Origin of the sequence: Streptomyces sp. NPDC006296 (assembly GCF_040613235.1) — a bacterium.
Taxonomy (GTDB): domain Bacteria; phylum Actinomycetota; class Actinomycetes; order Streptomycetales; family Streptomycetaceae; genus Streptomyces.
The window spans coordinates 15,621-36,838 of sequence record NZ_JBEXRT010000013.1 but is presented as its reverse complement, the minus strand read 5'-3'; the positions used below and the strand labels follow the sequence as shown (position 1 = coordinate 36,838).

General features: G+C 71.6%; 15 protein-coding genes. 5 read left to right on the top strand and 10 right to left on the bottom strand.

The window, feature by feature from the left end; genetic code table 11:
* Positions 1 to 12: 12 nt before the first annotated feature.
* The 5 genes from pepN (ABZ172_RS11750) to pepN (ABZ172_RS11730) form a co-directional block, all read right to left on the bottom strand.
* Positions 13 to 2,589 carry an aminopeptidase N gene (pepN, locus tag ABZ172_RS11750; protein ID WP_356882803.1) on the bottom strand — a complete coding sequence of 859 codons (2,577 nt, stop codon included), beginning with the start codon at positions 2,587 to 2,589 and terminating at the stop codon, positions 13 to 15.
* A 184-nt stretch (positions 2,590 to 2,773) separates the two neighbouring features.
* Positions 2,774 to 3,802 carry an aspartate-semialdehyde dehydrogenase gene (locus ABZ172_RS11745; protein ID WP_356882801.1) on the bottom strand — a complete coding sequence of 343 codons (1,029 nt, stop codon included), beginning with the start codon at positions 3,800 to 3,802 and terminating at the stop codon, positions 2,774 to 2,776.
* Between the two features lie 184 nt (positions 3,803 to 3,986).
* Positions 3,987 to 7,289 carry a S8 family serine peptidase gene (locus ABZ172_RS11740; protein WP_356882799.1) on the bottom strand — a complete coding sequence of 1,101 codons (3,303 nt, stop codon included), beginning with the start codon at positions 7,287 to 7,289 and terminating at the stop codon, positions 3,987 to 3,989.
* 150 nt (positions 7,290 to 7,439) lie between these two features.
* Positions 7,440 to 8,447 carry a hypothetical protein gene (locus ABZ172_RS11735; protein ID WP_356882797.1) on the bottom strand — a complete coding sequence of 336 codons (1,008 nt, stop codon included), beginning with the start codon at positions 8,445 to 8,447 and terminating at the stop codon, positions 7,440 to 7,442.
* A gap of 173 nt (positions 8,448 to 8,620) precedes the next feature.
* Positions 8,621 to 11,209 carry an aminopeptidase N gene (gene pepN, locus ABZ172_RS11730; RefSeq protein WP_356882795.1) on the bottom strand — a complete coding sequence of 863 codons (2,589 nt, stop codon included), beginning with the start codon at positions 11,207 to 11,209 and terminating at the stop codon, positions 8,621 to 8,623.
* A 142-nt stretch (positions 11,210 to 11,351) separates the two neighbouring features.
* Between pepN (ABZ172_RS11730) and ABZ172_RS11725 the strand changes: the two genes are divergently transcribed.
* Positions 11,352 to 12,002, top strand: coding sequence for a DsbA family protein (locus ABZ172_RS11725; RefSeq protein ID WP_356882792.1), 651 nt, complete (start codon positions 11,352 to 11,354; stop codon positions 12,000 to 12,002).
* 60 nt (positions 12,003 to 12,062) lie between these two features.
* Here ABZ172_RS11725 and ABZ172_RS11720 read toward each other — a convergent pair whose 3' ends face one another.
* Positions 12,063 to 12,344 (bottom strand): DUF3253 domain-containing protein, encoded by a 282-nt coding sequence (locus tag ABZ172_RS11720; protein ID WP_356882790.1) that lies wholly within the window; start codon positions 12,342 to 12,344, stop codon positions 12,063 to 12,065.
* Positions 12,345 to 12,631: 287 nt separating this feature from the next.
* Entirely contained in the window at positions 12,632 to 13,273 is a 642-nt protein-coding gene (locus ABZ172_RS11715; RefSeq protein WP_356882788.1) for a superoxide dismutase, read from the bottom strand.
* A 136-nt stretch (positions 13,274 to 13,409) separates the two neighbouring features.
* On the opposite strand from ABZ172_RS11715, the gene ABZ172_RS11710 reads away from it, so the two are divergent.
* On the top strand, positions 13,410 to 13,862 hold the full coding sequence (locus ABZ172_RS11710; protein ID WP_356882786.1) for a GNAT family N-acetyltransferase: 453 nt from the start codon (positions 13,410 to 13,412) through the stop codon (positions 13,860 to 13,862).
* A gap of 117 nt (positions 13,863 to 13,979) precedes the next feature.
* Here the strand turns inward: ABZ172_RS11710 and ABZ172_RS11705 are convergent, their stop codons facing one another.
* Both ABZ172_RS11705 and ABZ172_RS11700 read right to left on the bottom strand, forming a co-directional pair.
* Positions 13,980 to 15,395 (bottom strand): amino acid permease, encoded by a 1,416-nt coding sequence (locus ABZ172_RS11705; protein WP_356882784.1) that lies wholly within the window; start codon positions 15,393 to 15,395, stop codon positions 13,980 to 13,982.
* A gap of 118 nt (positions 15,396 to 15,513) precedes the next feature.
* The gene (locus ABZ172_RS11700; protein ID WP_356882782.1) at positions 15,514 to 16,911 is read right to left on the bottom strand and encodes an amino acid permease; all 1,398 of its coding nucleotides are present in this window, start codon (positions 16,909 to 16,911) and stop codon (positions 15,514 to 15,516) included.
* Between the two features lie 262 nt (positions 16,912 to 17,173).
* Between ABZ172_RS11700 and ABZ172_RS11695 the strand changes: the two genes are divergently transcribed.
* Positions 17,174 to 17,767, top strand: coding sequence for a biotin transporter BioY (locus ABZ172_RS11695; RefSeq protein ID WP_356882780.1), 594 nt, complete (start codon positions 17,174 to 17,176; stop codon positions 17,765 to 17,767).
* A gap of 299 nt (positions 17,768 to 18,066) precedes the next feature.
* Here ABZ172_RS11695 and ABZ172_RS11690 read toward each other — a convergent pair whose 3' ends face one another.
* Entirely contained in the window at positions 18,067 to 19,506 is a 1,440-nt protein-coding gene (locus ABZ172_RS11690) for an amino acid permease (protein ID WP_356882778.1), read from the bottom strand.
* 250 nt (positions 19,507 to 19,756) lie between these two features.
* Between ABZ172_RS11690 and ABZ172_RS11685 the strand changes: the two genes are divergently transcribed.
* Complete coding sequence (locus ABZ172_RS11685; RefSeq protein ID WP_356882776.1) at positions 19,757 to 20,245, top strand: ribose-5-phosphate isomerase; 489 nt, start codon at positions 19,757 to 19,759, stop codon at positions 20,243 to 20,245.
* 73 nt (positions 20,246 to 20,318) lie between these two features.
* Positions 20,319 to 21,143, top strand: coding sequence for a DNA-formamidopyrimidine glycosylase family protein (locus ABZ172_RS11680; RefSeq protein WP_356882774.1), 825 nt, complete (start codon positions 20,319 to 20,321; stop codon positions 21,141 to 21,143).
* The last annotated feature ends 75 nt before the right edge of the window (positions 21,144 to 21,218 follow it).

The window sequence follows — 21,218 nt, the reverse complement described above, 5'->3', positions numbered from 1 at the left end:
CTGCCGGGACCGCTACGCGGACGCAGCGGCCGCGTCGGCCGCCTGGGCCTTCAGCGCACGCTCCACACCGGAACGGGACTCCGACATCAGACGGCGGAGCGCCGCGCTCGGCCGCACCGACTCCAGCCAGGCGTCCGTGGCGTCCAGGGTCTCCTGCGAGACCTGGAGCGACGGGTACAGGCCGACCGCGATCTGCTGGGCCATCTCGTGGCTGCGCGCGTCCCAGACGTCCTTGACCGCCGTGAAGAACCGCTCCGTGTACGGAGCCAGCAGCTCACGCTGGTCCGTCTGCACGAAACCGGTGATGACCGACTCCTGGAGCGAGTTCGGCAGCTTGTCCGACTCGACGACCGACGCCCACGCCTCGGCCTTCGCCTCCTCGGAGGGCCGGGCCGCACGCGCCGACGCCGCGTGGCGCTCGCCCGCGGCCGTCCGGTCGCGCTCGTACTCCGCGGCGATCTCCTCCTCGTCCAGGAGACCCGTCGCCGCCAGCCGCTGCACGAACGCCCAGCGCAGCTCGGTGTCGACGGCCAGGCCCTCGATCTCCTGGGTGCCGTCGAGCAGCGACTGCAGGACGTCCAGGTGCAGCGGGCTGCGCGCCGTCGCGGCGAAGGCACGGGCCCAGGCCAGCTGATGGTCCCCGGCCGGCTCGGCCGCGCGCAGATGCGCCAGCGTCGCCTCGGTCCACTGGTTCAGACCCGCCTCGCGCCACTCCGGGGCCGCGTAGAGGTCGAGGGCCAGCTTCACCTGGCGGTGCAGCGACTGCACCACGCCGATGTCGGACTCCTTGCCGATCCCGGAGAGGACCAGCGCCAGGTAGTCGCGCGTCGCCAGCTCGCCGTCGCGCGTCATGTCCCAGGCCGACGCCCAGCTCAGGGCGCGCGGCAGGGACTCCGTGAAGTCACCCAGGTGCTCCGTGACGATCCGCAGCGACTCCTCGTCGAGACGGACCTTCGCGTACGACAGGTCGTCGTCGTTGAGCAGGACGACCGCCGGACGCGCCGTGCCCGCGGGGAACGGCACGGTGGTGCGCTCGCCCTCGACGTCCAGCTCGATCCGGTCCGTGCGGACCAGCTTGCCCGCGGCGTCGAGGTCGTAGCAGCCGATCGCGATCCGGTGCGGGCGCAGGGTGGGTTCGCCCTTGGCGCCGGCCGGGAGCGCGGGCGCCTCCTGCAGCACCGTGAACGAGGTCACGTGCCCGTCCGCGTCGGTCTCGATCTCCGGGCGCAGGATGTTGATGCCGGCCGTCTCCAGCCACGCCTTGGACCAGGTCCTCAGATCGCGGCCCGAGGTCTCCTCCAGCGCGCCCAGCAGGTCCGACAGCCGGGTGTTCCCGAAGGCGTGCGCCTTGAAGTACGCCTGCACGCCCTGGAAGAAGGCGTCCTTGCCGACGTACGCCACGAGCTGCTTCAGGACCGAGGCGCCCTTCGCGTACGTGATCCCGTCGAAGTTGACCAGGACGTCGTCGAGGTCCTGGATGTCCGCCATGATCGGGTGCGTCGACGGCAGCTGGTCCTGCCGGTACGCCCAGGTCTTCATGGAGTTGGCGAACGTCGTCCAGGAGTGCGGCCACTTCGACCCCTCCGCGTCCGCCTGGCAGGCGATGGAGGTGTACGTCGCGAACGACTCGTTCAGCCAGAGGTCGTTCCACCACTCCATGGTGACCAGGTCGCCGAACCACATGTGGGCGAGCTCGTGGAGGATGGTCTCGGCGCGCGTCTCGTAGGCCGCGTCCGTGACCTTCGAGCGGAACACGTACTGGTCGCGGATGGTGACCGCGCCGGCGTTCTCCATCGCCCCCGCGTTGAACTCCGGGACGAAGAGCTGGTCGTACTTGGCGAAGGGGTAGGCGTAGTCGAACTTCTCCTGGAACCAGTCGAAGCCCTGCCGGGTGACCGCGAAGATGTCCTCGGCGTCGAGGTGCTCGGCGAGCGACGGGCGGCAGTAGATGCCCAGCGGGACCGACCGGCCGTCCCGCTCGTAGCTGCTGTGCACCGAGTGGTACGGGCCGGCGATCAGCGCGGTGATGTAGGTGGAGATGCGCGGCGTCGGCGCGAAGGACCAGACGTCGTCCTTCGGCTCGGGCGTCGGCGAGTTGGAGATCACGGTCCAGCCGGCCGGGGCCTTCACGGTGAACCGGAAGGTCGCCTTCAGGTCGGGCTGCTCGAAGCTGGCGAACACCCGGCGGGCGTCCGGGACCTCGAACTGGGTGTAGAGGTAGGCCTGCTCGTCGACCGGGTCGACGAAGCGGTGCAGGCCCTCGCCGGTGTTCGTGTACGAGCAGTCGGCGACGACCGTGAGCTCGTTGGCACCGGCCTTCAGGTGCGCCAGCGCGATCCGGGAGTCCCGGAAGACGGCGGCGACGTCCAGGTCCTTGCCGTTCAGCACGACGTCGTGCACGGCCGGGGCGACCAGGTCGATGAAGGTCTCCGCACCGGCCTCGGCGGAGTCGAAGCGCACGGTGGTGACGGACCGGTAGGTGCCGCCCTCCTGCGCGCCGGAGAGGTCGAGATCGATCTCGTACGCGTCCACGGTCAGCAGGCGCGCCCGCTCCTGTGCCTCTTCGCGGGTCAGATTCGTGCCAGGCACGCGGTCATCTCCTTGATATGCGACGTTTTTGGTCATCCTTCCACGTGGGGCGGGCGCCGCGCGATGTCCGTTTTCCGCCGGGCCGGTCCGGGCGTCCGCGGGCCCCGCGCCGCCGCCCCCTCCGGGTACGGGAAAGGGCGGCCCCCGGCGCCGGGGACCGCCCTTCCACGAGGTGCCGGGGGTGTCAGCCCTGGAGCTCCGCCGCCACCAGCTCCGCGATCTGGACCGCGTTCAGCGCGGCGCCCTTGCGCAGGTTGTCGTTGGAGACGAACAGCGCGAGGCCGTGCTCGACGGTCTCGTCGACGCGGATACGGCCCACGTACGAGGCGTCCTGGCCGGCCGCCTGGAGCGGGGTCGGGATCTCGGATAGCTCGACGCCCTCGGCGCCCTCGAGCAGCTCGTGGGCGCGCTCGACGCTGATCGGACGGGCGAAGCGGGCGTTGATCTGGAGGGAGTGGCCGGAGAAGACCGGGACCCGCACACAGGTGCCGGACACCTTGAGCTCCGGGATCTCCAGGATCTTGCGGGACTCGTTGCGGAGCTTCTGCTCCTCGTCCGTCTCGAAGGAACCGTCGTCGACGATCGAACCGGCGAGGGGCAGCACGTTGAAGGCGATCGGGCGCTTGTAGACGGCCGGCTCGGGGAAGTCGACCGCGCCGCCGTCGTGCGTCAGCCGGTCCGCGTCGGCGACGACCCGGGACGCCTGGCCGTGCAGCTCCGCGACACCGGCGACCCCGGAACCCGACACCGCCTGGTAGGTGGCCACGGTCAGCGCGTCGAGCTGCGCCTCGTCGTGCAGCGGGCGCAGCACGGGCATGGCGGCCATCGTGGTGCAGTTCGGGTTGGCGATGATGCCCTTGGGGCGGTGCGCGATCGCGTGCGCGTTGACCTCGGAGACGACCAGCGGAACCTCGGGGTCCTTGCGCCATGCGGAGGAGTTGTCGATCACCACGGCGCCCTGCGAGGCGACCTTCTCGGCCAGCGCCTTCGAGGTGGCCCCGCCCGCGGAGAACAGCACGATGTCCAGACCGGTGTAGTCCGCGGTGGAGGCGTCCTCGACGGTGATGTCCGTGCCTTCGTAGGCCAGGGTGGAGCCGGCGGAGCGCGCGGAGGCGAAGAGCCGCAGTTCGGCGACGGGGAACTTCCGCTCGGCCAGGATGCTGCGCATGACTGTGCCGACCTGACCGGTGGCGCCGACGATTCCGACCTTCACTGGGACTCCCTCACGGATGCGAACGGGCACGATTGCCGGTCCATGATGCGTATGTCCCCGGCTCCCTTGTCCAATCCATTGTCCGGCAGGCGGACGGGCTCCGCAGAAAGCGGTGGGGCGGGAGCCCTGGAGAGCTCCCGCCCCACCGTCGTGCGGTGTCGTGCGGATCACACCGCTGCGGAGACTACGGCGCGACCTTCTCGATCACGACGCTGCCGGTGCCCGCCGCGGTGCCGCGGGCGTTCACCAGCTGCACCTCGCCGAAGAACTGGCGGCCCTCGGGAGCCGCTCCGGCGACCACGACCTCGGCGCCGACCCGGGCGGACTCGCCGTTGGCCAGGTTCACGGCCTTCGACTCGTCGACCGTGATCTCACCGAGCGAGGACGCGTAGTACACGTCCCGGTAGTCGTACTCCGTGGTCCCGGCCGGGACCGAGTAGCCGTCGACGACGACGGTGTACGTGCCGGCCGCCGGGTTCACCAGGCTGACGGACTCCTCGGAGCCCGCCGTGGTGGACGCGCCGACCTCGGTGTCGCCCCGGTACACGTACAGGTCGATGTCGGCGTTGGCGTCGGACGTGTTGCCGATGGCGACGTCCAGCTTCTCGACGCCCTCACCGATGGTGATCGTCCTGGTGTACTCGCCGCCGGTGGAGATCGACGGACGCTCGACGTCGGCCGACCCCAGCGAGCCGCCCTTCAGGGAGCCCTTCAGGTCGCCCGCGTTGTTGGTGACGGTCCAGTCCACCGCGGCGGGGGTGCCGATCTTCGCCTCGTCGATGGTCCGCACCGCCGGGTCGAAGGAGGCGCCGAGCAGCGAGACGTCCAGCTTGTACGGGTTGTCCAGCAGCGGCGACGTACGGCGGGACTCGACCTCGATCTCCCAGACGCCGGGCTGCGGCGCCTTGTACGAGCGCGTGTCCGGGCGGCAGGTGTTGGCCGGGTTCTCGTAGTTCGGGTAGCAGTAGATCGTGGAGCTGTCCTCCACCGAGACCCCGTACGGGTGGATGGAGATGAACCGGGTCTGGCTGCCCGAGCGCAGGGCGCTCAGCGCGACCTCCAGGGTCTCCGCGCCCTCCGGCACGTTCACGAAGTACGACGTGGTGCCGTTGCGCTGCACCGAGCCGGTCGTCGAGAACGCGTACCCCGGCTTCGCCAGGTCCTGGGCGACGACCACCGTGGCCAGGATCTGCTGGTCCACACCGCTGGTCTTTGCGTCGTCCACCCGCAGGATCGCGCTGTGGACGCCCGCGGAGCGCGGCTTGGCCTGCACCTTGACGGTCACCGGCGTGCCGAGCGGCAGCGAGAGGGTGCTCGAACCGGTCAGCGAGAAGGTGCCGTCGTTGTTCTTCCAGGACAGCTTGTGCTTCACGGCGCGGTCCGGGCCCGTGGTGCGGGTCACGGTCACGTCGTACGACTTCTTCTGGCCGGCCTTCAGGCCGCCCTCGCGGTCGTACAGGCCGGTGCCGAAGCCCGGGTCCTTCAGCGCGAAGTCGATCGCGGTGTCGACCGGGGCCTTCACCGAGTACTCGTGCGCCGGGGTGCCCTGCTTCGCGATCTGCTTCCAGGCGCCGACGATGTTGATGAGACCCGAGCCCTGCGCGTGCGCGGGCACACCGTCGATGTGCGTGGCCGTGCTGGTCAGCGCGGTCCGCAGGTCGGCCGGGGGCAGCTCGATGTGCTTCTGCTTCGCGGCGGACAGCAGCAGCGCCGTCGCACCGGCGGCCTGCGGCGAGGACATCGAGGTGCCCTGCAGCATGGAGTAGCCGGCCGGGAGCGAGTAGCCGGCCTCCTTGACCGGACCGCCCGGGAACCAGGTCTGCGTGGTGTTGATCGACGCGCCCGGAGCCGTCAGCGTCGGCGTGAAGCCGCCGTCCTCACGCGGACCGCGCGAGGAGAAGGGCAGCATGTCGTACTTCTTGGTGACGTGGGAGCCGTAGTTGGCGGCCCAGGTCTCCTTGGAGATCGACGCACCCACCGAGATGACGTGGTCGGCGAGACCGGGGTCACCGATGGTGTTGAGCCCCGGGCCCTCGTTGCCGGCCGAGATGACCAGCTGGACGCCGTAGATGTCGATGAGCCGCTTGTAGAGCTCGGCGCGCGCGTTGTTGCCGTCGTTGAGCGGCGGCAGGCCGCCGATCGACATGTTGACGACGTCGACGCCGCGGTTGACGACGAGGTCGATCATGCCCTCGGTCAGCGCGATGTTGGTGCAGCCGCCGGACCAGGTGCAGGCGCGCGAGGAGACGACCTTGGCGCCGGGCGCCGCGCCGTTCATCTTGCCGCCGAACAGGCCGTTGGCCGCGGTGATGCCGGCGACGTGGGTGCCGTGCTCGCTCTCGATGACACCGATGTTGACGTAGTCGGCCTTCGCGCCGGCCGCGTTGTAGACGACGTCCTTGCGGGTCTCGACGACGAACGGGATGCGCTCGACGATCTGCGTCGCCGGGTCGTCCGTGCCGAAGTAGCCGACCTGGTGCTTCTCCTTGTACGGCTTCAGCACGGCGTCGTTGCGGAAGTCCGCGTCGTTGTCCAGGTCGACGCGGACCGTGCCGGCGACCGGGTCGTAGAGCACGGCCCAGACGTCGGTGGTGTCGCCGTCCCGGTTCAGGTCCCCGGCCATGTCGCCGCCGCGGGTGGCGGCCTCGGCGAACAGCTGGATCTTGTAGGACCCGGCCGGTGCCGAGTAGGTGCGGCCGCCGGCGGTGAACGTCGGACCGGTCACGGAGGTCGTCATCCGCAGCCAGGTGCCGTCACCGTCGCTGACCGGGTCGGTCGCCGTCACCCAGTCGACGATCTTGCGCTCGCCGGTGGTGGTCTTCTGCAGCGCGGGGTGGCCGAGGTCGACACCGGAGTCCAGGACGCCGATGGTGATCCCGCGGCCGTCGGCCTTCGGGTGCTGCTTCACGAAGTCGACCGCACCCGTCTCGAAGGACGGGTTGTACGGGTTCTTCGCGGGGGTGTTCTTGCCCGGCGCCGGGTAGCTTCCGGTCGCCTTCGGCTGCTTCGCCCCGGCCGCCCGGTCGCCCGCGGGCGTCGGGTCGTCCAGCTTGATCTCCTGCTTGAGATCGATGCCCTGGACGGAGGACAGCTTCTGCGCCGCCTTGATGGTGGCCTCGGCCGTCGCGGTCGGCACGGTGGCCCGGACGTAGCCGAGCTTGTCGTACGTCCGCCCCAGCACGGACCCCTTGACGGCGTCCAGCTGTTCGGCGACCTTCTCGGTCGCACCCGGGGTGGTGGCGACCATCATCGTGATGTTCTTCTCGCCCTTGGCCTCGGCCTTCGCCAGCACGGCGGCGTCGGCCTCGCCCAGCTTGTCGCCCTTCGCGCTCGCGGCGGCGGGCTTCACCGGGGAGGCGGCCGGGTCGTCGGCCGCGAAGGCCGGGGCCGCGCCGGAGGCGGCCAGTGCGGCCGCCAGGCCGGCTGCGGCCGCGATGCGTGCCGCGCGTCTCGCCCCGGGTATGGAGCCGGGGGATTCCTTGGTCATCAGCGTCCCTGTGGTGTGAACGAAAGAGAGAGTCCGGAATTCGGTACCCGATGACCGCTCAGCCTTTCGTAGAAGACAGGGTTTTGTGGAGAGTTGACGGAGGTCGAAAAGGCACATGGCGTAGATCCGCCACCGGTGCCATTGCGCCACTCAGCGTGGCAGGACCACTACATATGCGGCCGGTTCGCGGTCCTCGGCCGCCATCATCGCCGTGCGCAGCACCACCGACAGCTGCTCGGGGGCCTCCCGCAGCTGCCGCGGCGCCACCCGCACCACCGTCACGCCGAGTCGCTCCAGGTGTTCCCGCTCCGCGGCGAACACGACCTGCTCCTCGCGGGGCGAGCGGGTGCCGATCTCCAGCGCGACCGCCTGGTCCGGCCAGTAGGCGTCCACCCCGCCCAGGAAGCCGCCGCCGGGCAGGGAGAGTTCCACGTTCCAGAGCGGCTCCGGCAGACCGTGGGCGCGCACCACCCCGTACAGCCGCCCCTCCGCCACCGCCCGCCCCTCGACCAGCAGCGCGTCGACGGCCTCCACCACGTGCGCACGGCCCAGCAGCCCCGCCGCGTCCAGCTCCCGTACGACCGCACCGGGTTCGCCGTACCCGCCCCGCACCGCCTCCGTCAGGATCCGGCGCACCGTCGGGGCGTCCGTGAGCGAGGCCACCGCATCGGCCAGGGCCCGCTCCACCGGCGCCACCGGCACCCCGCGCCGGCGCAGCGGCCGGGGCAGCACGGCGGCCCGGGTCACCTGGACGAAGCGGGTGGAGCGCAGCCGCCTGGTGCGCGGCACCAGGACGTCGATCCGGTGCAGGGCGATCACGGGCGGCGCGGACGGGAAGCCGTACAGGGCCAGGGCCGCCAGGCCGGTGACCATCGCCTCGCCGTAGCCGGGCTCCTGCCGGGCGGGCACGGCCCGCAGGGCGCCGGCCGGGGGCCGCCCGGCGTACAGCAGGGCACCGCGCATCCGGTCGTCGTCCGTGGGTGCACCCCGGTGCAGCAGGTACACGCCGGGGAGCAGCTGCTGCCACGGTCCGCCGGGCCGGCACTGGGCGGCGGTGTGCGCGGCGCTCACACCGCGGGCGCGCAGCTGCGCCGCGGACTGCACACGGCAGATCGTTTCGTGGACGGGGCGCGGGGACAGCGGGGTGTTCTGGGTCATGCCGGGGAGGTTCCCGCAGCCCCGCCGTGCGATAGCCCGTGTTACAAGCCCGTCGACATTCCAGGACAGCGCCGCACTGAAGGGCAGCAGTTCGAACGTCGAAAAGGGCGGTCACGGCAGGGATTGCACGGCGCGCGATCCCCCCGCGTGCGCGGGGGGCGCGCGCCGTACGGTCATGCCGCCGCGTCACACTCCTGTCCCCGCAGCGCCCGTGCCAGATCGTCCCGCGCCTCCAGGACCAGCCGCCGGAGCGCCGGTGCCGCGTCCGGGTGGGAGGTCAGCCACGCGTCCGTCGCCGACAGCGTCGCGGGGTCGTCCTGCAGCCCGGGGAACAGCCCCTTGACCACGTCCATGCCGGTCTGGATGGAGCGCTCCGCCCACACCCGCTCGATCGCCTCGAAGTACGAGGCCGTGTACGGCGCCAGCAGCTCCCGCTGCGCGGGCTGCTCGAACCCGGCGATCGTCGCCCCGGCGAGCGCGTTGGACAGCTTGTCCGACTCCACGACCGCCGCCCACGCCTGCGCCTTGACGGCAGCCGAGGGGCGGGACGCCAGACACCGCACGTGGTGCCGCTTGCCCGACGCCGTGTCGTCCCGGGCCAGTTCGGCGTCCAGGACGGCCTCGTCGGCCCTGCCGTGCGAGGCCAGCGGTGACAGGAACGCCCACCGCAGCTCCTGGTCGACCTCCAGGCCGTCGATCACGGCGGAACCGTCGAGCAGCCCGTCCAGCAACCGGAAGTCGGCGTCCGAGGCCGCGACCGAGGCGAAGAACCGGGCCCACGTCAGCTGGTGCTGACTGCCCGGCTCCGCACGCCGCAGCTCCGCCAGCGCGCCCTCGGCCAGCGCCGCGCCGCCCTCCTCGCGCCAGGCCGGCGCCGCGTAGTGCACCAGGGCCGACCGCGCCCAGACGTGCAGCATCTGCAGGACGCCGATGTCCGACTCGCGCCCGGCGAACGCCAGCACCAGGGACACGAACTCCCGGGCCGGCAGCAGGGCGTCCCGCGTCAGGTTCCACAGCGCGGACCAGCACAGCGCCCGGGCCAGCGGGTCGGTGAGGTCACCGAGGTGCTTGCGCAGGGTGGCCAGCGACCCCTCGTCGAAGCGGATCTTGCAGAAGGTCAGGTCGTCGTCGTTGACCAGGACCAGGTCGGGCCGCTCCGCCCCGGCGAGCTCCGCGACCACGGTCCGCTCCCCGGCCACATCGGTCTCGGCCCGGGCGAACCGGACCAGCCCGCCCTCCGGGGACAGCCGGTACAGGCCGACCGCGACCCGGTGCGGACGCAGCTCCGGACGGGAGCCCGCGGCCTCCTGGACCACGGCGAGCTCCGCGATCCGCCCCTCGGCGTCGTACGCCACGACCGGGGTCAGCACGTTGACCCCCGCCGTCTCCAGCCACGCGTGCGACCAGGCCGTCATGTCGCGGCCCGACGTCTCGGCCAGGACCGACAGGAGGTCGCCCAGCCGCGTGTTGCCGTAGGCGTGCCGCTTGAAGTAGCGGCGCGCGCCCTCCAGGAACGCCTCCCGGCCCACGTACGCCACGAGCTGCTTGAGCACCGAGGCGCCCTTCGCGTACGTGATGCCGTCGAAGTTCAGCTTGGCGTCCTCCAGGTCACGGATGTCCGCGGTGACCGGGTGCGTGGACGGCAGCTGGTCGGCACGGTACGCCCACGCCTTGCGGTTGTTGGCGAAGGTGATCCAGCCGTCGGTGAAGCGGGTCGCCTCCACCATCGAGAACGTCCCCATGAAGTCGGCGAAGGACTCCTTCAGCCACAGGTCGTCCCACCACTGCATGGTGACCAGGTCGCCGAACCACATGTGCGCCATCTCGTGCAGGATCACGTTGGCACGGCGCTCGTACGACGCCGAGGTGACCTTGCCGCGGTAGATGTACTCCTCGCGGAAGGTGACCAGGCCCGGGTTCTCCATCGCGCCGAGGTTGTACTCCGGCACGAACGCCTGGTCGTACTTCCCGAAGGGGTACGGGAAGTCGAAGTGGTCGTGGAAGAAGTCCAGGCCCTGCTTGGTGACGAGGAAGACGTCCTCCGCGTCGAAGTGGCGCGCGAGCCCCTTGCGGCACATCGCGCCGAGCGGGATCTCCAGCTTCGTGCCCTCGTCCGACGTCCGCGTGTAGAGATCGCTCACGTAGTGGTACGGGCCCGCGACGACCGCGGTGATGTACGTCGAGATGGGCAGCGTCTCCGCGAACCGGTGGACCCCGTCCTCCTGCGGCTCCTCGACGCCGTTGCTCCACACCCGCCATCCCTCGGGCGCCGTCACCTCGAAGCGGTAGGGCGCCTTGAGGTCGGGCTGCTCGAAGTTGGCGAAGACGCGCCGCGCGTCGGCCGGCTCGTACTGCGTGTAGAGGTAGACCTCGCCGTCCTCCGGGTCGACGAAGCGGTGCATGCCCTCGCCGGTCCGGCTGTAGGCGCACCGGGCGTCGACCACCAGGACGTTCTCACCCGCGGCGAGGTCCTCCAGGGTGATCCGGGCGCCGTCGAAGACCGTGCCGGGGTCCAGGTCGCGGCCGTTCAGCGTCACCGCGGCCACGGACGGGGCCAGCAGGTCGGCGAAGGTCGAGGCGCCGGCCCGGGCGGCGCGGAAGCGGATCGTGGTCCGCGAGCGGAAGGTGCGCGGACCGGCCTCGTCGCCCCCGTCGGGCCCGCCGACGGCCGAACGGAGGTCGAGGGCGACCTCGTAACCGTCGACGGTCAGCAGCTCGGCCCTCGCGCGGGCCTCGTCGCGGGACAGGTTCTCACCGGGCACGGAGCACTCCTTTGTTCTCTTGTGTCTCATTCGAAGACCTTTGATCCTCCCACGCGGCGGTCGGGGCCGGTGCACGGGAATGGCGGGAGGGTCCGGTGGTGTTCCGGCAGTCAGGTGCCAGACCGATCCCACGAGGAGAGACATGCCCGAGAACAGCACGTCCGGCGGCAGGGTCCCGGCCGATTTCTGGTTCGACCCGCTCTGCCCCTGGGCCTGGATGACCTCCCGCTGGATGCTGGAGGTGGAGAAGGTCCGTGACGTGGAGGTGCGCTGGCACGTGATGAGCCTGGCCGTGCTCAACGAGCCCCGGCTCGACGAGCTGCCCGAGGAGTACCAGGACATGATGCGCACCAAGGCCTGGGCGCCCGTCCGGGTCGTCGTCGCCGCCAGGGAGAAGCACGGGGACGAGGTCGTCGGCCCGCTGTACACGGCCCTCGGCACCCGCATCCACAACAACGGCGAGGGCCCCACCCGCGAGGCGATCGCCGGTGCGCTGGCGGACGTCGGCCTGCCGGCCGAGCTGCTGGACTTCGCCGACTCCGACGCGTACGACGAGCAGCTGCGCGCCTCCCACCAGGAGGGCATCGACAAGGTCGGCCAGGACGTCGGCACCCCGGTCATCGCCGTGCCCGGCGCCGACGGCGAGCAGATCGCCTTCTTCGGCCCGGTCGTCACCCCCGCCCCCAAGGGCGAGGAGGCCGCGCGGCTCTGGGACGGCACGCTGCTGGTCGCGTCGATCCCCGGCTTCTACGAGATCAAGCGGACCCGCACGCAGGGCCCCGTCTTCGACTGACCCGCTCCGGCCGGTGCGGGCTCCCGGGACCCGGGCCCGCACCCCCGGCGGTCCGGGGGGTCAGCCGGACCCGCGGGCGCGGCGGACACGGACCGGACCACGGGCCTCCGCCATGTCGACGGGCCGGCCGCCCTGGGTGATCTCCACCTCGCCCGCCTCGACGAGCCGCCGGGCCGCGCGGCGGACCGGCTCCATGAGCGCCCGCCAGCCGTCGTCGTCCCCGGTGTACACCGCCCGCGCCGCGTCCGAGGGGCAGATCGACGCCCCCGGCCCGCGCCGGTCGAGCAGGTCGAGGACGGCCCGTTCCAGCTCACGGTCGGTCCGCCGTCCGGTGTCCGTCATGCCGCCAGTCTCCCACCGGCCGCGGCGGAGGGCAGGACGGCGGCCCGCGGGGCGGACCGCCCCGCGGAGCCCGCGGGTCCTGCCGACCCCGGTGCTGCCCGGGGCGCTCGAGGAGCGGCTGCTCGCCGAGTTCATCGGCTCCGTGTTCCGGATCCGAGCGCGCCCGCGCCCGTGGGGGAAGCGACGGGAGGACCCCCGCGAGTCCTGTCCTCGCGGGGGTCCTCCGTCCATCCGCCTGCCCGGTGAAGGTTGAGAAGACGATCACGAGGCAGGACGTACCGGGTCCGTCAGGGGGCCAGGAGCAGCACGTCCGCGCGCTCCGTGGCGGCGCGGTAGCGCCTGGCCACGTCCTGCCAGTCGACGAGGCGCCACATCGCCTCGATGAAGTCCACCTTCTGGTTCTTGTACTGCAGGTAGAAGGCGTGCTCCCAGGCGTCGAAGACCAGGATCGGGACCGATCCCTGGCCGACGTTGCCCTGGTGGTCGTAGACCTGCTCGACGATCAGCCTGCCGCTGACCGGCTCGTACGCGAGGACGCCCCAGCCGGACCCCTGGGTGGTCGCCGCGGCCTTCGTGAGCTGCGCGGTGAAGCCGGCGAACGAGCCGAAGGACTCGGCGATCGCGTCCGCCAGGTCGCCGACGCCGTCCGCCGCGAGGGGCTCGCCGCCGCCGTCGCCGCTCATGTTGTGCCAGTAGATCGAGTGCAGGATGTGGCCGGAGAGGTGGAACGCGAGGTTCTTCTGCAGGCCGTTGACCGCGCCCCAGGCCCCCGTGGCGCGGGCCTCCTCCAGCTGTTCCAGGGTGTCGTTCGCCCCCTTGACGTACGCCGCGTGGTGCTTGTCGTGGTGGAGCTCGATGATCTGCGGGTCGATGACCGGTTCGAGCGCCGCGTAGTCGTACGGGAGTTCCGGGAGCGTGTACGTGGCCATGGGGTCGAACCCTCCAACTGCTACCTGGACGTTGTTGCAAGTCTTTCGCAATTGCAGGTTAGCAGGAAGAAGTGACGGAGGTGCGGGAACTCGCCCCCGGTACAGTCCTCGTGGCGGGCGACGGAAGGTGCAGGGCGTGCGGATACGGCCGGGACGGTCCGAGGAGGCCGGGGCGCTGACCGAACTGGCCCTGCGGTCCAAGGCGCACTGGGGGTACGACGAGGCCTTCCTCGCGGCCTGCCGTGCCGAACTGACGCTCACCCGCGGGGACCTGGCGGACGGACGCACGGCGGTCGCGGAGGAGGACGGCCGCGTCCTGGGCTTCACCACCCTGGCGGGAGACCCGCCCGAAGGGGCGCTGGCCATGATGTTCGTCGAGCCGGACGTCATCGGCCGGGGCGTGGGCCGGCTCCTGTACGCGCACACCGTGGGCGCGGCGCGCCGGTGCGGCTTCGTGCGGCTGACCGTCGACGCCGACCCGCACGCCGAGGCGTTCTACCGGGCGATGGGCGCGCGGCGTACCGGCTCGGTTCCGTCGGGCTCCGTACCGGGCCGGGAGCTGCCGCGGTTGGAGATCGCCCTCGGCTGACGGGCCCGCTCACTCGGGCCCGTTCACTCGGGCCCGTTCACTCGGTCGCGCTCGCGCCGCGGACCCGCTGACCGGGAGGGCCGTCCAGGCCGGCGGGTCCGCGGCGGGCGCCCGCGCTCAGTCGCCGGCCGGTGCCTCGCGCCCGGCGCGCCTCTGCCGCACGGCGCCGATCGCGATCAGCACGGCGGTCAGCGCCCCGGTCGCCAGCAGCTGGTCCCGCGTGTCGGGCTGCCACAGCATCAGGACGAAGATGCCGGCCATGGCCACCAGCGCCACGATCGTCAGCACGGGGAACAGCCACATCCGGACGACCAGGCGCTCCGGGGTCTCCCGCTCGGTCCGCTTGCGCAGGATCAGCTGCGAGACGGCGATGAAGACCCAGACGACCAGGATCACCGCGCCGATCATGTTGAGCAGCCACGGGAAGACGTCGTCGGGCCGCCAGTAGCTGAGCAGCACGCACAGGAAGCCGAACACCGAGGAGGCGAGCACCGCGTTGCGCGGGACGCCGGAGGAGATCCGGCCGAGGACCTTCGGGCCCTGGCCGCGGGCGACGAGGGAGCAGGCCATGCGCGAGGAACCGTAGATGTTGGCGTTCATCGCGGAGAGCAGGGCGACGAGGATGACCACGTTCATGATCTCCGCGGCGCCGCCGATGCCCAGGTGGTCCAGCATCGCGTAGAACGGGCCGACCTCGACGACCTGCGGGGCGTCCCAGGGCACCAGGGTCACGATGACCGCCATCGAGCCGATGTAGAAGACCGCGATGCGCCACATCGCCGTACGCACCGCCTTGGCGACACCCCGCACCGGGTTCTCGGACTCGGCCGCCGCGATGGTGACGGTCTCCAGGCCGCCGTACGCGAACACGGACGCGAGCAGGCCGATGATGAGCCCCTCGGAGCCGTTCGGCAGGAAGCCGCCGTCCCCGGTGAGGTTCGAGGTGCCGGGGGAGTCCGTGCCGGGCAGCACGCCCAGGATCGCGAGGAGGCCCAGCACCAGGAACAGGCTGATCGCGATGACCTTGAGCGCGGCGAACCAGAACTCGAACTCGCCGAAGTTCTTCACGGCGGCGAGATTGGTGCCGAGGAAGATCACCATGAACAGGGCGACCCACACCCACTCCGGCGTGCCGGGCAGCCAGCCGGTGACGATCTGCGCGGCGCCGATGCCCTCCAGCCCGACCGCGACGCAGAGCAGCACCCAGAACGACCACCCGGCGGTGAAGCCCGCCCAGGGGCCGATGGCCCGCTCCGCGTGGACGGAGAAGGAGCCGGAGGCCGGGTTGGCCGCCGACATCTCGCCGAGCATCCGCATCACGAACATCACCAGCAGCCCGGAGACTCCGTACGCCACGACGATCGACGGGCCGGCCGCGGCGATGCCCGCACCCGAGCCGACGAAGAGCCCGGCTCCGATCACCCCGCCCAGGGCGATCATCGACAGGTGGCGCTGCTTGAGCCCGTGGGTGAGTGCGGAGTCGGCGGCGGGGGCGGTGGCGTCCTTGGGGGGCGGCGCGGAGGTCCGGGACATGGACGGGCTCTGTTCACTGGTCGGGACAGGGGTCGGCCACAGTCTGGCCACGAGCCCCGTCCAGGGGGAACGGACGTCCGCTATACGGTCACCAGGCTCACACAAGGTGCGCACGCGCCTACTGCTCCGAGCGCAGCTCCCGTACGACCGCGACGAGCACGACGAGACCCGTGGCGCCCGCCGACCACAGCACCTGCGGACGGGCCGCGTCGTCGGTGAGCATCAGCAGCAGCACGGCCAGCAGACCGGCCAGGGTCACCCAGGTCAGATACGGGAAGCACCACATCCGCAGCGGCAGGGCGCCCGCCGCCCCGCGCTCCAGCCGGCGCCGCAGCCGCAGCTGGGAGGCGGCGATCAGCCCCCAGACGAACAGCAGGACCGCCCCGACCGAGTTCAGCATGTACAGGAACACGGTGTCGGGCCACCGGAGATCGAGCAGGACCGAGACGAACCCGAAGGCTACCGAGGCCAGCACCGCCCGGCGCGGCACCCCGCCCCCGCCGGCCCGCCCTCCGGACACCTTCAGCAGCCCCCGCGGCGCCTCCCCGCGCTCGGCCAGCGAGAAGACCATCCGGGACGAGCCGTACAGATTGGCGTTGAGGGCCGAGAGCAGGGCCACGAACACGACGATGTTCATGATCTGCCCCGCCGACGGCACCCCGATCGAGTCCAGCACCTTCACGTACGGGCTGAGCCCGGCCCGCTGCGCGGTCCACGGCAGCACGGTCACGATCACCAGCATCGAACCGACGTAGAAGAAGAGGATGCGCACCACCGCGCTGCGCACCGCCCGGCCCACGGCGCGCGCCGGGTCGTCGGTCTCCGCCGCCGCGATCGTCACGACCTCGAGGCCGCCGAAGGCGAAGACCACGGTGAGCACACCGGAGACCACACCGCCCCAGCCGTGGGGCAGGAAACCGCCCCGGCCGGTCAGGTTCGTCAGCCCCACCGGACGGGTGTCGGGCAGGACGCCGAGGACGGCCAGCAGCCCGAGCACCAGGAAGAGCACGATCGCCGCCACCTTGAGCGCGGCGAACCAGAACTCGAACTCGCCGAAGTTCTTCACCGCCGTCAGGTTGGCCACCGTGAACACGGTCATGAACAGCAGCACCCAGAGCCGCTGATCCACCGCGGGCAGCCAGCCGTGGGCGATCTGTGCGGCGGCCGTCGCCTCCACCGCGAGGACCACCACCAGCAGGAACCAGTAGAGCCAGCCCACACTGAAACCGGCCCAGCGGCCCAGCGCCCGCTCCGCGTGGACCGAGAAGGAACCGGACGCGGGCATCGCCGCCGACATCTCGCCGAGCATCCGCATCACCAGCATCGCGAGCGCGCCCGCGATCAGGTACGACACGACGACGGCGGGACCGGCGACCGCGATCCCGGCGCCCGAACCGACGAAGAGGCCCGCGCCGATCACCCCGCCCAGACCGAGCATCGTCAGATGGCGCTGCTTCAGGCCGTGGGCCAGGGGCTCGGGGGGAGCGGAGGGACGGGTGGCGGGCGCGTCGTGCATGAGCTGCGGATCACTCTCGGATCATTTATGGGGAACCTACAGTCTCACGAGGTGCTGCCCCCTGCCGAACGGAGGGCCGCACACACCCCTGCCTCCGTGACCAGCATCACGCCGGGGAACGATTGCGCAGCGCTCTTTGTGTGAACCCCACTAACCCCTCAACCGCCGCTTTGTGGACGGCTGATGGTGAGGGAGCGAGGGCGCGTCGGCTAACGTCACCCTCAGTCCGTCCCTGCCCACCCTCCTCACCCGCGGAGTCCCGATGAGTACTGCTGCCGCCCCCGTCCGTTCCGGAGCGGTCCTCGCCGACCTGCTGCCCGCAGCCCGGCACCGCCACGCCGTGGACACGGCGCTGGTCGTCGGCGGCGCCGCGCTCACCGGCATCGCGGCCCAGATCGCCGTGCCCGTCCCCGGCTCCCCGGTCCCGGTCACCGGCCAGACCTTCGCCGCGCTGCTCATCGGCACCGCGCTCGGCGCCCGCCGCGGGTTCCTCTCCCTCGCCCTGTACACGCTCGTCGGCATGGCCGGCGTGCCGTGGTTCTCCGAGGGGACCTCCGGTCCGGGCGGCGCGTCCTTCGGCTACGTCCTCGGCATGCTGCTCGCCGCCACGGTCGTCGGCGGCCTCGCCCGCCGCGGCGGTGACCGGTCCGTCCTGCGCACCGCGGGCACCATGGCGGTCGGCTCGCTCGTCGTCTACGCGGTCGGCGTGCCCTACCTGGCGCTCTCCACCGGCATGTCCGTCAGCGCCGCCGTCGCCGCCGGACTCGTGCCGTTCCTCGTCGGCGACGCCCTCAAGGCCGCACTGGCGATGGGCGCGCTGCCCGCCTCCTGGAAGCTGGCCGGACGCCGCGGCTGACGCAGGAGCCCACCTCGGCGGACCGCCGCGCCCCGAGGTGACACCACCCGACCACCGGGCGTCGCCGCCGACGCCGCGGACACCACCGAAGAGGCCCGCCGGCCGCATCGCGACCGGCGGGCCTCTCGTGCGCCGGGTGCCGTGGCGGACCGGCGCCAACTCCTGGGGATTCCGGCCGGCCGCGGCGGCGCGGAAGTCCGGCCGCGGCCGTGCACGACGAAGGCTCTCCCGCCGCGTGGAAGCGCGTGGCGGGAGAGCCTCCGGGGGAACTCCGCACCCGCCCTCGGGCGGGCGCCCGGTCACTCGGCCGGGGCGTCCGCCTTCCGGCTGCGGGCCTCCCGCACCAGCGAGACCACCACGACCAGGGCGGCGACCAGCAGGGAGAGCAGCACCTGCTCGCGTCCGGCGTCGTCGGTCAGCATGTAGACGAGCACGAAGGAGATCATCGCGATCGTCGCCCACGTCAGGTACGGGAAGAGCCACATCCGGACGACGAGCTTCTCGGGCGCCTCACGCAGGATGATGCCGCGCATCCGCAGCTGGGTGAAGCAGATCACCAGCCACACGAACAGCGCGACCGCGCCGGAGGAGTTCAGCAGGAACGCGAACACCGTGTCGGGCCACTGGTAGTTGAAGAACACGGCCACGAAGCCGAAGACGACGGACGAGAGGATCGCCGCCTGCGGCACGCCCCGCTTGTTGACCGTGGAGAACGCCTTCGGCGCGTCCCCGCGCTGTCCGAGCGAGAAGGCCATGCGCGAGGCCGTGTAGAGGCCGGAGTTGAGACAGGACAGCACCGCCGTCAGCACGATGACGTCCATCACCTGACCGGCGTGCGGGATCCCGATGACGTTCAGCGCGGCGACGTACGAGCCGTCCTCGACGATCGACGGGTCGTTCCACGGCAGCAGGGTGAGGACGACGAAGATCGAGCCCAGGTAGAAGATGGCGATACGCCAGATGACGCTGTTCGTGGCCTTCGAGACGGCGCGGCGCGGGTCCTCGGACTCACCCGCCGCCAACGTCACGATCTCGCTGCCCATGAAGGAGAAGACGACCATCAGCACACCCGTGAGGATGGCGCCCGGCCCCTCCGGGAAGAATCCGCCGGTGTCCGTGAGGTGGGCGAGGCCCGAGCCCGCGTGGTCCGTGCCCGGCAGGACGCCGAAGACGGCGAGCAGCCCGACGACGACGAAGGCGCCGATCGCCACGACCTTGATCCCGGCGAACCAGAACTCGAACTCGCCGTACGAGCCCACGGAGACCAGGTTGGTCGCCGTCAGGACCACCATGACGATCAGCGCCCAGGCCCACTGCGGGACGCCGGGCACCCAGCTCTCCAGGATCTTGGCACCCGCCGTGGCCTCGACGGCGAGCACCACGACCCAGAAGAACCAGTACAGCCAGCCGATGGAGAATCCGGCCCAGCGGCCCAGGGCCTGGTCGGCGTAGGCGGAGAAGGAACCGGAGCTCGGCCGGGCGACCGCCATCTCACCGAGCATCCGCATGACGAAGACGACCATCAGGCCGACCAGCGCGTACGACAGGAGAATGGCCGGCCCGGCGGCGGCTATGCCGGCACCCGAACCGACGAAGAGGCCTGCGCCGATCACGCCGCCGATGGCGATCATCGAGAGGTGACGGTTCTTGAGACCGGCCTGGAGCCCGTCCGGCGAGCCGGGCTTACCCGGCTCGCCGGGCTGTTCGCCCGGTCCGGCCAGAGTCGTCTGCGACGTCATGGATCGAATCCTTACGTTTCCTGATCATGTAAGTCCGTATTACTTGCCTCAGCTGGGGTGACGCGAAGGCAAGGCCACGCATTCAAGCCCGATCGGTACAGCAAGCGGAACCCCCTCATCCGGTCCTTGACCCGATCGTTGCCCGTGTGGCAGGGCGCACAGGTCCGGACCTGAACGGCCCCCGGGAAACCCCCATGGGTCCCGACCCCGCTGACCATTACCCCGCCCGGTCCGTGCCACACTTCGCACCATGCGCGTGTACCTCGGCTCCGACCATGCCGGCTTCGAACTGAAGAACCACCTCGTCGAGTGGCTCACGGCCCACGGCCACGAGGCCGTCGACTGCGGCCCCCACATCTACGACGCCCAGGACGACTACCCGCCGTTCTGCCTCCGTGCCGCGGAGCGGACGGCCGCCGACGGGGACAGCCTCGGCATCGTCATCGGCGGCTCCGGCAACGGCGAGCAGATCGCCGCGAACAAGGTCAAGGGCGTCCGCGCCGCGCTCGCCTGGAGCGAGCAGACCGCCGCGCTCGGCCGTGAGCACAACGACGCCAACGTGGTGGCCATCGGCGGCCGGATGCACACGGTGGAGGAGTCCACCAAGTTCGTCGAGATCTTCCTGGCCACGCCGTACTCGGGTGAGGAGCGCCACACCCGCCGCATCGAGATGCTCTCGGCGTACGAGAACACCGGCGAGCTCCCCCCGGTCCCGGCCCACCACCCGCAGCAGGGCTGAACCGGCCCCTGCCCGCTTCCCCGTGCCGCCGGGCCCCGCCCGGCGGCACGGGCGCTTCACCAGGAGAACCGCCGTGCCCGAGGGGCATACGATCCACCGGCTCGCCGCCGACCACCACGAGCGGTTCGCGGGCCGCCCGGTGCGGGTCAGCAGCCCCCAGGGCAAGTTCTCCGACGGTGCCGCCCTGCTGGACGGGCGGACCCTCACCGGTGTCGACGCCCACGGCAAGCACCTCTTCCTGGGCTTCGAGGGAGCGGCCTGGGTCCACATCCACCTCGGCCTCTTCGGCAAGCTCGGCTTCGGCGCGGTCCCCGCCCCGCCGCCCACCGACACCGTCCGGCTGCGGCTGCTCAACGAGGCCCACCACGCCGACCTGCGCGGCCCCACCACCTGCGCCCTGATCACCGGCCCCGAGAAGCGCGCGGTGCACGACCGGCTCGGCCCGGACCCGCTGCGCACCGACGAGGACGGCGAACGCGCCTGGCGCCGCATCTCCCGCAGCCGTGTCACCGTCGCCGCCCTGCTGATGGACCAGAAGGTCGTCGCGGGCGTCGGGAACGTCTACCGCGCCGAGGTCCTCTTCCGGCACGGCATCGACCCGTACCGCCTCGGCAAGGACCTCACCCGGGGCGAGTGGGACGCGGTCTGGGCCGACCTCGGCGTGCTGATGCGCGAGGGCGTGCGGAACAACCGGATCGACACGGTCCGCCCCGAGCACCTGCCGGAGGCCATGGGCCGCCCTCCGCGGATCGACGACCACGGGGGCGAGGTGTACGTCTACCGCCGCGCCCTGCAGGCCTGCCACCTCTGCGGCACCGAGATCCGCACCGCCGAACTGGCGGCCCGCAACCTCTTCTGGTGCCCGGCCTGCCAGCGCCCGGCGACGCCACGCGCCTGAGCGGGCCGCCCGGCGACGCGGCACGCGCCTGAGGCAGCCGACGCCCGGCGACGCGGCAGAGCGAGCCTGCTACCG